This is a genomic window from Pseudoalteromonas ostreae (assembly GCF_018069805.1).
In the GTDB taxonomy this organism is placed as follows: Bacteria; Pseudomonadota; Gammaproteobacteria; order Enterobacterales; family Alteromonadaceae; genus Pseudoalteromonas; species Pseudoalteromonas ostreae.
Genome location: NZ_JAGPYN010000001.1, coordinates 70,595 through 85,516, shown reverse-complemented (window position 1 = coordinate 85,516; position 14,922 = coordinate 70,595). Strand labels below are relative to the sequence as shown.

General features: G+C 39.2%; 12 protein-coding genes. 8 read left to right on the top strand and 4 right to left on the bottom strand.

What is annotated here, in order from left to right; translation table 11 throughout:
* Positions 1–27 precede the first annotated feature (27 nt).
* Positions 28–1,662, top strand: a complete 1,635-nt coding sequence (gene ushA / locus J7338_RS00355) for a bifunctional UDP-sugar hydrolase/5'-nucleotidase UshA (RefSeq protein WP_210794523.1) — start codon at positions 28–30, stop codon at positions 1,660–1,662.
* A gap of 78 nt (positions 1,663–1,740) precedes the next feature.
* On the opposite strand, the gene J7338_RS00350 is transcribed toward ushA, so the two are convergent.
* The gene (locus J7338_RS00350) at positions 1,741–2,688 is read right to left on the bottom strand and encodes a hypothetical protein (RefSeq protein ID WP_210794521.1); all 948 of its coding nucleotides are present in this window, start codon (positions 2,686–2,688) and stop codon (positions 1,741–1,743) included.
* Complete coding sequence (locus J7338_RS00345; RefSeq protein ID WP_415837778.1) at positions 2,678–3,577, bottom strand: PhnD/SsuA/transferrin family substrate-binding protein; 900 nt, start codon at positions 3,575–3,577, stop codon at positions 2,678–2,680. The genes J7338_RS00350 and J7338_RS00345 overlap by 11 nt, the downstream gene beginning before the upstream one ends.
* Positions 3,578–3,798: 221 nt before the next feature.
* Between J7338_RS00345 and J7338_RS00340 the strand changes: the two genes are divergently transcribed.
* From J7338_RS00340 to J7338_RS00330, 3 genes are all read left to right on the top strand, one after another.
* Positions 3,799–4,665, top strand: a complete 867-nt coding sequence (locus J7338_RS00340; RefSeq protein ID WP_210794519.1) for a S1/P1 nuclease — start codon at positions 3,799–3,801, stop codon at positions 4,663–4,665.
* A 27-nt stretch (positions 4,666–4,692) separates the two neighbouring features.
* Positions 4,693–7,866 carry a TonB-dependent receptor gene (locus J7338_RS00335; protein ID WP_210794517.1) on the top strand — a complete coding sequence of 1,058 codons (3,174 nt, stop codon included), beginning with the start codon at positions 4,693–4,695 and terminating at the stop codon, positions 7,864–7,866.
* A gap of 276 nt (positions 7,867–8,142) precedes the next feature.
* Positions 8,143–11,274, top strand: a complete 3,132-nt coding sequence (locus J7338_RS00330; protein WP_210794514.1) for an outer membrane beta-barrel protein — start codon at positions 8,143–8,145, stop codon at positions 11,272–11,274.
* A 64-nt stretch (positions 11,275–11,338) separates the two neighbouring features.
* On the opposite strand, the gene J7338_RS00325 is transcribed toward J7338_RS00330, so the two are convergent.
* Positions 11,339–11,770 carry a MarR family winged helix-turn-helix transcriptional regulator gene (locus tag J7338_RS00325; protein ID WP_210794862.1) on the bottom strand — a complete coding sequence of 144 codons (432 nt, stop codon included), beginning with the start codon at positions 11,768–11,770 and terminating at the stop codon, positions 11,339–11,341.
* A gap of 129 nt (positions 11,771–11,899) precedes the next feature.
* Between J7338_RS00325 and hmgA the strand changes: the two genes are divergently transcribed.
* Both hmgA and maiA read left to right on the top strand, forming a co-directional pair.
* Positions 11,900–13,201, top strand: a complete 1,302-nt coding sequence (gene hmgA / locus J7338_RS00320) for a homogentisate 1,2-dioxygenase (protein WP_182760770.1) — start codon at positions 11,900–11,902, stop codon at positions 13,199–13,201.
* 7 nt (positions 13,202–13,208) lie between these two features.
* Complete coding sequence (gene maiA / locus J7338_RS00315) at positions 13,209–13,838, top strand: maleylacetoacetate isomerase (RefSeq protein ID WP_210794512.1); 630 nt, start codon at positions 13,209–13,211, stop codon at positions 13,836–13,838.
* Positions 13,839–13,845: 7 nt separating this feature from the next.
* Here maiA and J7338_RS00310 read toward each other — a convergent pair whose 3' ends face one another.
* Positions 13,846–14,079, bottom strand: a complete 234-nt coding sequence (locus tag J7338_RS00310; RefSeq protein ID WP_145234371.1) for a TIGR02647 family protein — start codon at positions 14,077–14,079, stop codon at positions 13,846–13,848.
* A 181-nt stretch (positions 14,080–14,260) separates the two neighbouring features.
* On the opposite strand from J7338_RS00310, the gene J7338_RS00305 reads away from it, so the two are divergent.
* Both J7338_RS00305 and J7338_RS00300 read left to right on the top strand, forming a co-directional pair.
* Positions 14,261–14,563, top strand: a complete 303-nt coding sequence (locus tag J7338_RS00305) for a DUF1496 domain-containing protein (RefSeq protein ID WP_210794510.1) — start codon at positions 14,261–14,263, stop codon at positions 14,561–14,563.
* A gap of 65 nt (positions 14,564–14,628) precedes the next feature.
* Positions 14,629–14,895: a VF530 family protein gene (locus tag J7338_RS00300; RefSeq protein WP_210794508.1), complete on the top strand. Its 267-nt coding sequence runs from the start codon at positions 14,629–14,631 to the stop codon at positions 14,893–14,895.
* Positions 14,896–14,922: the final 27 nt, after the last annotated feature.

Genomic DNA, 14,922 nt, shown 5'->3' with positions numbered 1-14,922 from the left:
CACAACACTGACAACACGGGTCATATTATGCGCATATTACTTTCATTTTTCCTATTACTAAGCATTACAGCATGTAGTAATCATCAAACCTCCGTTCAACAAGCTGACACAGCAGATATTCACTACCTCACCATTTTACATACCAATGATAATCATGGCCGCTTTTGGCATAACGAAAAAGGTGAATACGGTATGGCTGCACGTAAAACCTTAATCGACCAGTTACGTGCTGATGCGCAGCAACAAGGTCACGCAGTGCTACTTCTATCTGGTGGTGATATAAATACAGGCATTCCAGAATCAGACCTGCAATTTGCAGAGCCTGATTTTAAAGGAATGTCATTAATTGGTTACGATGCGATGGCGATTGGTAATCATGAATTTGATAATCCACTGAGCGTTTTAAAACAACAGCAGCAGTGGGCAAATTTTCCGCTTCTTTCGGCTAATATAATTGATAAAAAAACCGGTGAAAATGCCTTCGAATCCTATAAGATTTTTAACAAACAAGGGCTGAAAATCGCCGTTATTGGTTTAACAACCACAGATACCGCTAAAATAGGCAACCCGCAGTATATCAGCGGCCTTGAATTTCAAGAGCCCGTTGTAGTAACCCAAGCTTTAGCCGAGAAAATCAAAGCACAATATCAACCGGATATCACGATTGCAGTAACTCATATGGGTCATTATGTTGATGCGAATTATGGCATAAATGCACCTGGCGATGTTACCCTTGCCCGCTCTTTACCTGCTCATACCCTTGATATGATCATCGGCGGTCACTCACAAGAACCTGTGTGCATGGCAAGCGAAAATAAAAATGACGATAACTTTAAACCCGGTATGCCATGTAAACCAGACCAACAAAATGGTACGTGGATAATGCAAGCTCATGAATGGGGTAAATATGTCGGCAAAGCCGAGTTTAAACAAGAAAACGGCGTATTAACCTTATTAGATTATAAATTATTGCCAGTTAACTTATACGTTGATAAAACGCAAGCTGATGGTTCAATTAAGCCTGAGCTTGCCAACGAATACATCAAACCAGACGCCGCCTTAAAAACATTTTTAGCTGATTACCAAGCCAAAGGTGCAAAACAAATTGAAGGCAAAATTGGTTATGTTGATGCAAAACTTGAAGGCGATCGCAATAAAGTTCGTTATCACCAAACCAACTTAGCGCGCGTTATTGTGCAAGCGCAAATGAATGTTGTTGGCGCAGATTTTGGTATCATCAGCGGCGGTGGCGTACGTGATAGTATTGCTGCAGGTGCAGTTAGTTATAAAGATATTTTAAAAGTACACCCTTTTAAAAATCGCATCGCGTATATTGATTGGCAAGGCCAAGAGCTTTGGGATTACCTTGAGACTGTAACTAGTTTCCCACCGGATTCTGGTGCTTATTTGCAATACCACAAATTAAGCTTCGAGCGTAACGATAATGCGCTGACTAAAGTGATGATCAACGGCAAAGCTCTGGATAAAAACAAAACCTATCGTATGAGCATTAATAGCTACAATGCATCTGGCGGCGACGGCTACCCGCTACTGATAAATCATACAGGATTTGTCAGCACTGACGAAACAGATGCACAGGCATTAAAACGCTTCTTTATTGAAAATAGCCCAGTCAAAGCCATTGAATTTGCTCCTAAATAATCAGAGCTTACCTCACACAGTTTGAGTATTAGCAGTGTGAGGTTTTTATTCTGAACTAACTTACTAACTAGGTTAAGGTTATTTGCCTATCACCTCTATATCATCGGCTTTGATATTCGATAAACCATAACTATGTAACCGAGATCGCGAGCCTTCACCATGTGCCTTAGGTGGGTAATATATTTCCTTCAGCTGTGAGTGTTCAATAAGTACCTCATCCAATGCAGCCCTAATTTCACTCAAGGTTTTTTCTAGACTGTTAGTAAAGTTAGGCCGTTTACGAATAGTGTGGCCAAGTTGTGTTAATCGGTAAAAATACTTATTGGCAAGCTCAATTAGCTCATCCGGCACATCTTTATTTTGATTAAGTGCCACGTCCGGCCTCTCAACGCAAAACTCGATTAAAGCCAAGTAAAAACACAGTGGTTTGTTAGCTAAGCCAGCTTTTATCCCAGCGTTATTATTAATAGCCAAAACCTTATCTTGCAAATCAATCACTAGTTTCACTTTTACATTAACCAGCGGAGGTTGCTCTATTTGTTCTGTTAATGCTAAGTGTTTAAGCGATGTTCGGTTAATAAGTTCAGCCCACTTAGCAAATAAAAAAGACAATAATAACAATGTTATAGCAGTATAAATATCGCTTATATGCCACCAATGCGTCTCGATTAAAAATGTAATCGCAACTTTTTGATCACTTGTTTCAAGATACTCTGTCCAACTTTCGCGGCCATTATTTGTTAATGCCAGTGAGACATCATTGATGCTATTAACTTGAATGGGCTGTTGTTTTAATTGCATATTCAAACGTTGTAGATAACCTGCAATAGCATCATGGTTGCCCGAGTGTTTCAAAAAACGATTTGATAAGTCTAAGCGAGGCAAATCTAGTGCAATCCGGTTTTCAATATCAGCCATTATTAAATCGTTATGTTGCGCCTGCTGCACATAACTAGATAATTTAAACATCAGTAGCGCCGCACTAAAAATAAGCAGTGTCACGCCAAACAAGCGCTTATTGTTCATTGCGTTGCTCTCCTAAAAATTCAGCTTTACCCGCTGAACAATGCCAATATGGTTCAACATGATTAAAATAAGTCAACACTTGCTGCTTAGATAATTGGATTAATTGAGATTGGATAGCGCACAGCAAATCAGTGTTCTCATGCTGCATTTTAAAGTACCAACGTGTGCCTATTACATTGTCGCTGATTGGAGTTATATAATTTTTTGAGAAATGCGCCTGATCTGCCTCCTTCCAAAAAGAGGCTATTAAATCAACTTGTCCATTGGCTAATAACTCCCTAAGCTCATTATGTGAACTGGCGTAAGTAATGTTTAAATTTTCAAGGTTGATCCCTAAATCTTTAAACTTTTGTTTAGGTAATATATGCCCCGAGCGGCTTGTAGGATAATCAAGTAAGCCAATCCGTTTCCCCAAAAAGTATTGCTTGTTAATTTTTGGCTTTTCTTTAGCTGAAATAAAAAACGCGGTATAACTAGGAAAGCCAACCACAGGCTGGTAGTTATAGGTCGATTCAGCTTTAAAGGCTGAGATAATATTGTTTTTGGCCAAAATTAAATCAGCAATGCCTTTACCAATAAACTCAATGCTATCGGCAGTACGGTAACCCCATAAAGCGATCACTTCGCCATATTGTTTTGCTACAACGGGATCTTCACACAGATTTTGTATTAAAGAGCGTGCGACCTTTTGCGAGGAGGCATAGACAATTAATTGCGCTTGGTTTTCTGTTGCCCTCGTCTGACAGCGGCTAGATGTTTCAATTAAAGGCTTTAAGGCCCCCGTGGATGTAACCACATTCAGCCGGCCACTGAGCCAAACCAACAAAAAAAACAGTAACAAAACAATTACAAAGAAGCTGTGTTGCAACAGCAGCCGTTTAATTTTCAAAAGTTCAACAATCCAAAACGATTCATCTTGCTATTTGACCAATTTAAATTACTTATTACAACAAGTAATTTTACTTAAAACAATTAACCAATTGAATTTAAAGAAATAGTAATAAGAAATCATAATTTTCTTTGAGTCCTTTCTATTTATCTCAAAATCAGGACAATGCGCGCCATAGAAGAGGCCGTTCTTGTCAAATAAGATCATTGAGGAAAACACAAATGTTACGCAAAATTACACATGGATTTAGTTATCTTTTAGCTGGCGCAGTACTTTTATCATCACAAAATGTATTGGCTTGGGGACAAAATGGCCACAGAATTGTCGGTAAAATTGCCGAAAATCACATAACAGACGCAACTAAAGCAGAACTTAAAGAACTTTTAGAAGGGCAAAGCCTAGCGCAAATTGCTACTTGGGCTGACGAAATGCGCTCTGATCCGAGTCCTTTTTGGCAAAAAAAATCTTCTCGTTGGCATTACATTAACTCGCCAAGCACTTCATCTACATTTACTCACAGCCACGATGAAAACTTAAATAAAGATAATGTAAGCAACATTCTTGAAGGGATGTATTTTGCCATCGATACACTACAAAACAAGAACAGCTCAATAGATGCCAAACGTTTTAGCTTACGCTTTCTTGTTCATTTAGTTGGCGATAGCCATCAACCGTTTCATGCCGGACGTGCAGAAGACAGAGGTGGTAACCGTGTTAACGTTACCTTTTTTGGCCAGCCAACCAACCTGCATTCGTTGTGGGATACTAAATTAATCGAAAATGAGAACCTATCATTCACTGAATTCGCGCAGTTTATTGATACGAATAATGCAGAAATAATTGCTGAGTACCTAGCCAGTTCACCAGAGCAATGGGTAACAGAGTCACATAACTTAGCTGATAAACTATACAAACAAACCAGCGATGAGATTGGCTACAGCTACATTTACAAAAATACACCGATTATTAAAACTCGCTTACAACAAGCAGGTATCCGATTAGCTGGATTATTAAATACGTTATTTGATAGTTCAGCAAAACCGTTGGCAAAGGCACTTAAGATGTCAGCTAACAAAAACGAGCAATAAACCTTAACTTACACGGGAATCAACAAAATGAATAAGCTTCGCCTTTCGAAATTAACTGGAGCGGTCATATTAGCTTTAGGTGTTTCTACGAGCGTAATGGCGGCAGATACCTCCTCTGCAATGCGTGGTAAAATCACTACGCCATCAGGTACTGCAGCTGCAAATGTGAAAATTAAAGTTATTCACCAACCAACGGGCACTGTAAGCGAATTAACAACCAACCAAAGCGGTACCTTTATTGCCAATGGGTTACGTGTTGGCGGTCCTTACACTGTGTTTATTGATTCAGACCAATTTACCGATACCATGCTTGAAAATATATATTTAGAACTGGGCGATACATATCGTCTTAATTCTCAGCTTCAAGCAGCTAACATCGAAAAAATTGAAGTGTCTGGCTATAAAATTATTCAACAATCTGGTGGGTCAAGCAGTACCTTTGGCGAAGATACAATCAGTAACATGCCAAGCTTTAACCGTGACATTAAAGATATTGCCCGTCTAAATCCTTTAGCAAGTATCAATGGTAATGGCGAGTTAACGTTTGCTGGTAGCAACCCTCGTACTAATGGCCTGACTGTTGATGGTATTGGCCAAAACGATGACTTTGGTTTGAATTTTAGTGGCTATCCGACGTCTCAACCTCCTGTTTCACTTGACGCAATAGAGCAAGTGTCAGTAGACGTATCACCTTTTTCAGCCTCTAAAGGTAATTTTGGTGGCGGTACAATAAACGCCGTAACAAAGTCTGGTACAAATGAATTTAAATTTTCAGGCTTCTATGAAACATCTACACCTGATATGGCCGGCGATGTTCAAACAATTAACGAAGAAACTGCTGAAGCCGGTTATAAAACTTATTCAACAAATAAAGTAAAACCAATTCAAACAGAACAACGTTTTGGTTTTAATGTCGGTGGCGCAGTCATTAAAGATGAACTGTTTTACTTTGTAAACTACGCTCAGTGGTCAAGTGAGCAGGATTTAGAGTATGGCTTTAAAGATTCTGGTGCTGCGAATGAATTTGATATAACCGAAGACAGCTACAATCGCTTTATCTCTATTTTAAATGACGAATATGGTTTAACCGATTCATTAGCAGGCGCGCCTGAAGACACCAATAAAAACTTATTAGTTAAACTAAGCTGGAATGCCAGTGATGATCATCGTTTAGATTTCACATATCAATGGCAAGACGATCAAGCCGAGAAAAATGAGAGCAAAGGCGGCAATAGAGTAGTATTAAAATCAAATACATATGCATATGTTACTAAGTTTAATAACTTTGCCACTAAGCTTTATTCTGATTGGACTGAAGACTTTTCAACAGAGATTGGTATTGCCTATAAAGATGTAACCTCTGACAGTATTACTCGCTCAAACTTAGGTAGCATTACCGTAGAAGAAGATGGTAGAAATGGCCCTAATTTTAATTTTGGTACTGATAAAAAACGCCATGCTAACAAATCTGAAACTGAAAACTTAACACTGACACTTGATGCAACTTATCTAATGGACGAGCACGAAATAAACTTTGGGGCTCAATATGAGTCACTTCGTTTATATAACTTGTTTGCTGAAAACTCATTAGGTACATGGAAATTCACTAGTCTAGAAAATTTTGCTAACCGCGAAGTAGGTGCTTATGACTTCTCTTATCAAAATGCGTACACTAATAATTCAGCAGATACAGCCTATGATGCTACACGTAGTCAATTAGCTTTATATATTGAAGATACCTTTTACTTAAATGATGACTTAGAAGTGACAGCTGGCCTTCGCTATGAGCGCTTATCATCTGATGATGAACCGACTCTTAATGAAAGCTTTCTAAGCACCTATGGTTTTAGTAATCAAGAGAACCTTGATGGTTTAGATATTATTCTACCTCGCGTTGGCTTTAAATATTATGCAACTGAAGCATTAACTATTAACGGTGGAATTGGTCGTTTCCAAGGCGGTATTCCAAATGTCTGGTATAACAACTCATTTCAAAAAGATGGTATTACCCTCGTTTCTGCACCAAATAGTGTAATAAACGACTACTACCAAAATAACCCAGCAGATATCACTCAGGTCCCTGATGTTATTAAAAATTCGTTAGAGCAAGGCGCTGGAAGCACCGCTTACATTGATCCTGATTTCAAGTTACCTTCAAGTATTCGCGCTCAAGTTGGCTTTGAATATGAATTTGATTCTGAACTATTAGGTAATGGCTTTAAATGGCAGGCCGAAATTGCTTACCACAAAAAAGAAAATGAAGCTGTATGGCATAATACCTCTATCCGCTCTATCGGTTTAGCAGCTGACGGCGAACGTGTAATAAATGAAACCATCTACAGTGGTGCATTGAAAGATAACGTTGATATTGCAATGACTAATTCAACCGACGATGGTCGCTCTATCATTATCTCTACTGGTATTGCTAAAGAATGGGATAACGGTTTATTTGCCTCTGCAAGTTATGCTCATCAAGATGTTACTGAATCTTCTGTTGGGTCAGCGTCGCAAGCCGAAGGTAACTATAAGCACAATATTACTGCTAATCGTAATCAAGATGTGGCTGCACGTGGCTTTTATGAAGTTGAGCACAGTTTCAAAATTAACTTAGGCTACAATGCTGAATTTATTGCAGGTTATGCAACTAAATTTAATATGTATTTTGAACGCCGCTCTGGTCGTCCATTTAGTTATACAATGTATGTGCATAAAGATGCTCACTTAGGCGACACAAGTTCTTTATTTAGAAACAGCGCTTATTTGGCCTATGTTCCAACGGGTGCTGATGATGCGAATGTCAATTGGGCTGATTCTGAAATGAATTGGGCACAATTAGCAGAGCGTTTAGATCGCGCAGGTATCTCTCAACGCGGCGGCATTATCGGTAAAAATACTGGAACGCAGCCTTGGGTTACCACCATGGACATCAGCATTAAACAAGAAATCCCTGGCTTTGCTAACGGCCATAGTGGCGAGCTATACCTTATGATTGATAATTTCGCAAACCTTCTTAATAGCGATTGGGGTATAGAAAAGCGCTTAAGCCATTCAGACCAATCTATTTATGATTTTGGTGGTCTTGATAACCAAGGACGCTATATTATTGATAATAGCCACGGTGGCGCTGATGTAAGAAACTATAGCCAAATAACGAGCTCATCAACATGGCAAGCTAAAGTTGGTATCAGCTACAAATTCTAATTTTTAAAACTCAATGTAAAACCCGCTTTTTAGCGGGTTTTTTTATGCCTAAAGCACTGGGTTTCATACTTTTGTCATATTTAATAAGTAGATTCACCCATAGGTACTAAATTGCTCGAAAAGCCATAGTTTTGTTCTAAACTACTTTTATTACAAATTTATGTGCTATGTAACTTATTTGTAATGAAATAATAGGGTACAATTTAGCTGCTCGAAAAATCCGAGCAAATTAATACCAAAACTAAAAAATATTACACCTTACACGGGAAATTAATAATGAAAAATCAACTACGCAAAACAGCACTTTCACTTGCTATCGCAGCTTGTGTTGGCGTAAGTGGCGCAGCGTTTGCAAATGAAACTGCATCATCTGTAAAAGGCCAAATCACAGGTCCAAATGGCAACCCAGCCACTGGTACTCAAATTACTATTATCCACTTACCTTCTGGTTCAACAAAAACAACAACAGTAAATGAACAAGGTAACTTTTCTACAAAAGGTTTACGCGTAGGCGGCCCATATAAAATCATTGTTGATTCTGATAAATATGAAGATACTCAACTTGATGATGTTTATTTAACTCTTGGTCAAACTTACCCAGTAACTGTTGCTCTTCGCTCGCAACAAATGGAACAAATCGTTGTTAGTGGCGCACCAATTAGCGCTCAATCAGGCAGCACAGGTCCAGCTGCTTATTTCACTTTAGATGATTTAGAAAACAAACCAGCTATTAACCGTGACTTAAAAGATATTATTCGCGCTGATCCACGTATCTATATCGATGAAACAAACGCTGGTGCTATCAATTGTGGCGGTGGTAACCCACGTTTTAACAGCTTAACTGTTGACGGCGTTCGTATGAACGATAACTTTGGCTTAAACTCAAGTGGTTACCCTACTGAAAGAATGCCTTTCTCGTTTGATTCAATTGCACAAGTTGCAGTAGAACTTGCACCATTTGATGTTCAATACGGTGGTTTTACTTCATGTAACATTAACGCCGTAACAAAGTCAGGTACCAACGAAATCACTGGTGGTTTCTTCTATGATTATACCAATGACTCAATGTCAGGTGACTCAATTGAAGGCGAGAAACAAGAGCTTGGTGATTACTCAGAAAAACGTTACGGCTTTAACGTAGGCCTTCCTCTTATTGAAGATAAGTTATTCTTATTCACTTCTTATGAGAAGCTTGAAGGCGCACAAATTTTTAATTATACGCCATTTGCTAACGGTCGAATTGATCAAGCAACTATTGATCGCGTTACCCAAATTGCTATCGATAAATATAATTATGACCCAGGTACTATGGTACCTAGCATGCCAGTTGAAGATGAAAAAATCTTAGTTAAGCTGGATTGGAATATTAATGAAGCACACCGTGCAAGCTTTGTTTATAACTATAACGACGGCTTCAGCCTAGCCCAGTCAGATGCCGATTCTAGTGAAATCGCTTTATCTAATCATTTTTATGAGCGTGGTGCTGAGCTACAGTCTTACGTAGCATCCGTATACTCAGATTGGACCAATGATTTTTCAACTGAAGTTCGTGTAGGCTATTCAAAACTTGATAACCGCCAAAATTCACTTGATGCAGCATCAGGTTTTGGTGAGTTTAGAATTGATACTGGTGATATTGATATATACATGGGTCCAGATGATTCTCGCCAATCAAACGTATTAAGTTATGATAATTTATCACTCAAATTAGGTGGTACATATTACCTTGAAGACCATGAGCTATCATTTGGCTATGAGCGTGAAGAACTCGATGTATATAATTTATTTGTAGCGCATTCGGAAGGGGAATACCGTTTCTTAGACACTGTAGTAACTGAAAATGGAGTGGAAACCAAAGTTAGTGGTCTGGAGAATTTTGAAAACGGTGTTGCACGTATTTACTATGGTAACGCAGCAAGCCATAATCCAAACGATGCAGCCGGTGAATTTAAGTACGCATTAAACACATTATATTTCCAAGATAAGTTTGCACTTATTGATTATGATGTAACATTTACTGCAGGTCTTCGTTATGATTGGTATACAAGTAACGATAAACCTACCCATAATCAAAACTTTGAAGACCGTTATGGCTATTCAAATAGCCAAAATCTTGATGGGGTTGACTTACTTCAGCCACGCTTAGGTGTTAACTGGATCTACAATGATCAGTTAGAATTACGCGGCGGTATTGGCTTATATTCAGGTGGTAATCCTAACGTATGGATTTCTAACAGCTATTCAAACGATGGAGTTCGTAATGTCCAAGTTAATCAAAAAAATATGCAAATCCTTGGTCCGGATGCTGTTGCATTCAATGGCACAGGTCAACCTGGTTACGATATTCCACAAGGCTTATATGATGAAGTAGGCCAAGGTGGCGCTGATGCTACTGTAAATGTGACAGATCCTAACTTTGAAATTCCATCAGAATGGAAATTCTCACTAGGTGGTACTTATATCACTGAAAACGATTACGTGTTTAATGTTGATTACCTATACACTGATAAGCAAGATTCTGCTGTAATAAAGAACTTAGCAAATGTTCAAACCTCTGTAGCGCCTGATGGCCGTCCAGTTTACAGCGATAGCAACCACCCGAGGTACTCAGATTTCCTTCTTACAAATGTTAAAGGCGATGATGCTTACTCGCATATTCTGTCTCTTGCAATGAACAAGTCATTTGATAATGGCATTGATTTTGCTCTTTCTTATGCATATACAGTGTCTAAAGATGTTAACCCGATGACTAACTCTGTAGCATTTTCTAACTATCATTACGTTGCGGTGTCTGATTCTGAAAACCCAGGAGTGGCAACATCTAACTATGAAATTCCGCACCGCTTTACGATGAGTTTAGCGTATAGCCATGAGTTATTTGATGGTTACGAGACTAAGTTCAATTTATTCGGTCAAGCTCAACAAACCACGCCGTATTCTTATGGATTTGATTCTGGCTCAAAGGGTCTAGGTTATAATGATGCTGCTCGTCAATTATTATATGTACCAACACTTGACGACAGCCAAGTTGTTTACGGTGCAGATTTTGATCAAGCAGCCTTTAATGAGTGGGTTGAAAGCGAAGGCCTAACTCGCGGTAAAATCAATAACCGTAACAGCATTGATGGTGATTGGTGGGTTACGTTCGATTTCAAAGTTGAGCAAGAATTTATGGGCTTTACTGATGATCAAAAAGGCTCAGCATACTTTGTTATTAAAAACATCGGTAACATGCTAAATGACGATTGGGGCGTGCTGAAAAGCGGCAGCGCATTACAAAGTGCTGTAACGACTGAAATTGTTAATGGTCAATACGTTTTCACCAGCTTTAATGATCCAGCAGGTGCAAGTGTAGAAACTAAACCGTCACTTTGGGAAATGCGTGTAGGTGTTAAATACACATTCTAATTTGCTAAGGTAACTTAACAAATTAAATTAATTTTAAAGCCCATCTTTTGATGGGCTTTTTGTTTTATTCATCTAATTTACTAGTTAACTTATCTAAACAACTAAGCAAGGTTTGATACTCGGCTTGAGTTAAAACATCCAACAGATTCTTCTCCCACGCTAAAGCAGCTGGGGCTAACTGCTGATACAAGCCCAACCCTTGCTCACTCAACGCTAACAAGCTGGCGCGTTTATCTGCTGGATCGATTAAACTCTCTACATAGTGCTTATCTATCAATGCCTTACTTGCCCGTGATACAGTGGATTTATCCATTGCTGCTTGCTCACACAATGCTTTTGCGTTGCTTTGTCCAAACTGGGCTAAATTAAACAAAATACGCCACTGAGGAATGCTTAAATCACTTTGTTGTTGATACACGGGTGCAAACTGTTCACTCATTTTACTGGCTAAGTTAGCCAGTCGATACGGTAAAAAAGTCTCTAAATCGAGTGCCATGGCGGCTATGTCCTCTTTATTTACAATCATGTATATATGTCCATAAATATTTACAGTGACAAAATGCATGATGTTTGAATTTAGTCTCACTTGAGAGTATCTTACAGTAAAACATAAAGGAGTCGAGTGATGACCAGCGAATTAAAATATATGACAGGATTTGGCAATGAGTTTGAAACCGAAGCTCTGCCTGGCGCATTGCCTATTGGGCAGTTTAGCCCGCAAAAAGTAAAATACGATTTATACGCTGAACAATTTAGTACCACCGCATTTACTGCGCCGCGTGCTGATAACCGCCGTACGTGGATGTACCGTATCCGCCCATCGGTTGTCCAAGGTGATTACAGCGCAATTGATAACGGTTTAATTCGCACCGCTCCAATTACCGAAGTCCCGACTCCACCTACGATGCTTCGTTGGGATCCAATTGATATTCCAACCACGCCAACCGATTTCATTGATGGTTTGATCACTATGGCTGCAAACGGCAGCGCCAATGGCCAAACAGGAATTGGCATCCATGTTTATGTAGCGAATAAATCAATGACTGATCGTTATTTTTATAATGCCGACGGCGAAATGTTATTTGTGCCTCAGCAAGGTCAGTTACTGCTGAAAACAGAATGTGGTAATTTAACGGTTAAAGCGGGTGAAATCGCAGTGATCCCGCGTGGCATTAAATTCCAAGTCGTTTTGCTCTGTGATACTGCTCGTGGTTATATCTGTGAAAATTATGGTCATGCTTATGTGTTAGCTGAGCGTGGTCCGGTGGGAGCCAACGGCTACGCTAACGACCGTGATTTTCAATACCCTGTTGCTGCCTTTGAAGATAAAGAAGGTGAGTTTGAATTGGTTGCTAAGTTCAACGGCAATATGTTCCGCTGTGATATTGGCCACTCTCCTTTAGATGTTGTGGCCTGGACGGGCAACAGCGCTCCCTATAAATATGATTTAGCACGTTTTAATGTAATGAACACAGTGAGCTTTGATCATCCTGATCCGTCTATCTTCACAGTACTGACATCCCCATCAGGCACAGAAGGTGTTGCTAATATAGATTTTGCAATTTTTCCTCCACGCTGGATGGTGGCTGAAAACACCTTCCGCCCACCCTATTATCACCGCAATATTATGAGTGAATTTATGGGTTTAATTGAAGGCGTGTACGATGCCAAAGAACACGGCTTTGTACCAGGAGGCATGAGTTTACATAATTGTATGTCACCGCATGGCCCAGAAGCTGATGTATTTGAAAAGGCCTCTAACGCAGAGCTTGAACCGCAACGCTACGAAAATACCCTCGCGTTTATGTTTGAATCACGTTACGTTATTTCACCAACAAAATACGCATTAGAAGGCAAAGAGCGCCAACCTAACTACACTGACTGCTGGCGAACTATTAAAAAACATTACAGTGGCCCACAAGGATAATTACACCATGAAACTTTATACATATTTTCGCTCATCTGCGGCTTACCGTGTTCGCATTGCCCTTAATTTAAAAAAAATTGACCACGAACTTGTGCCTGTAAACTTATTAAAATCTGAGCAACAAGGCGAGCATTACCTAAGTAAAAACCCACAAGGGTTATTGCCAGCGCTTGAAACCAATGACGGTGTACTCGCACAATCGATGGCAATTTTAGAATACCTTGAAGAAACACACCCCGACACACCACTGTTATTTGGTGATGCTTGGCAAAAAGCCCAGATCCGTAATTTATGTTATGCCATTGCCTGCGATATTCACCCTATTGATAACCTACGGGTACTGAAATATTTAAGCGGTGAACTTGATGCTGACGATGCAACTAAAAATACCTGGTATCGTCATTGGGTAGAGGTTGGTTTTGAAAAAATTGAACAGCTACTTGATCATAAAAATCAATATTGTGTGGGTGATAAACCTAGCCTTGCTGATGTGTGTTTAGTGCCGCAAGTATTTAATGCTTATCGTTTTAACGTCGATATGACTGCGTATCCGAAAATAGCAGCCATTTATGAACGTTGTAACACGCTTGATGCATTTATTGATGCTGCACCACAAAACCAACCGGATGCAGCCTAATATTTTTTTAGTTACCCAACGCACTGTGTAGCACGGTTACGTGCTCTATCAGATCTAAGCCCAGATCGGTTAAGTAACCGCCATCTGGGCTATCTATAATACCTTTATCAAACAATCGTTGTGCCGCACTTAATAAGCTTTCATCAGCATCACTGTGTAACTTAATACCTTGCATTTTACTGGTTAATGGAAATTTTGCTAACAGTGTAAATTCGTCAATCATCGTTTGTTTAAATTGCATGTGTTCACCTTGTCTTTAGAAAATTATTTTTGTGGATTTTACCCTAACACATTTTATGGCCAAGTCACCCTAAAACCCTTAGTGGGCTGGTTTAAACGCATTTAATTGCAACTGAAACTAGTATTTTGGGGTAACTTAGGTATAAGCTTAGTGTAGTTATTTTTTAATGCAAAGGCTAAATATGCGAATTATAACGATTATAGGCATCTGTTTTATCAGTGTAATTTACTCAGCTAATAGTTTCAGTAATAATCAAAAACCAGCCTTGTTTCTTGACGCAAAAAATATAGTTACCGAGCAGCAACTCTGTTGGTTTGAAGATCAACGCTACAGTGAAGGTGCGATTATTTTAATGGCTAATGTACGGGTGATCTGTGCGGCTAAAAACCCTCATCACAATAATAGCGCGTTAAATTGGTTAATGCTCAACGAGCAAAATGAAATTATTTACCCAACCGCCCCTAAAACAATTCAAGTGAATTAATAGAATTGGTATCAACGCACAGTTACGTTACAATAGCGGCGACTTTTATCAAGCAATAGTGAATTATGAATCAGCAAGCAAACAACCCGTTACATGGCATTACACTCGAACAAATAGTAGTAAAACTCGAGCAAACACTTGGCTGGAAAGCAATGGGTGAGCATGTTGATATTCGCTGTTTTAAATCTGATCCAAGTGTAAAGTCGAGCCTTAAATTTTTACGTAAAACACCTTGGGCGCGTACCAAGGTCGAGCAATTATACCTCGATAACTGCGTCGATACACAACCACAAAACAGTGGTTTTGTGTGGCCTAGTATTAAAAAGAAGTAACAGCCATTGCGCGTTATAGCTTATAAC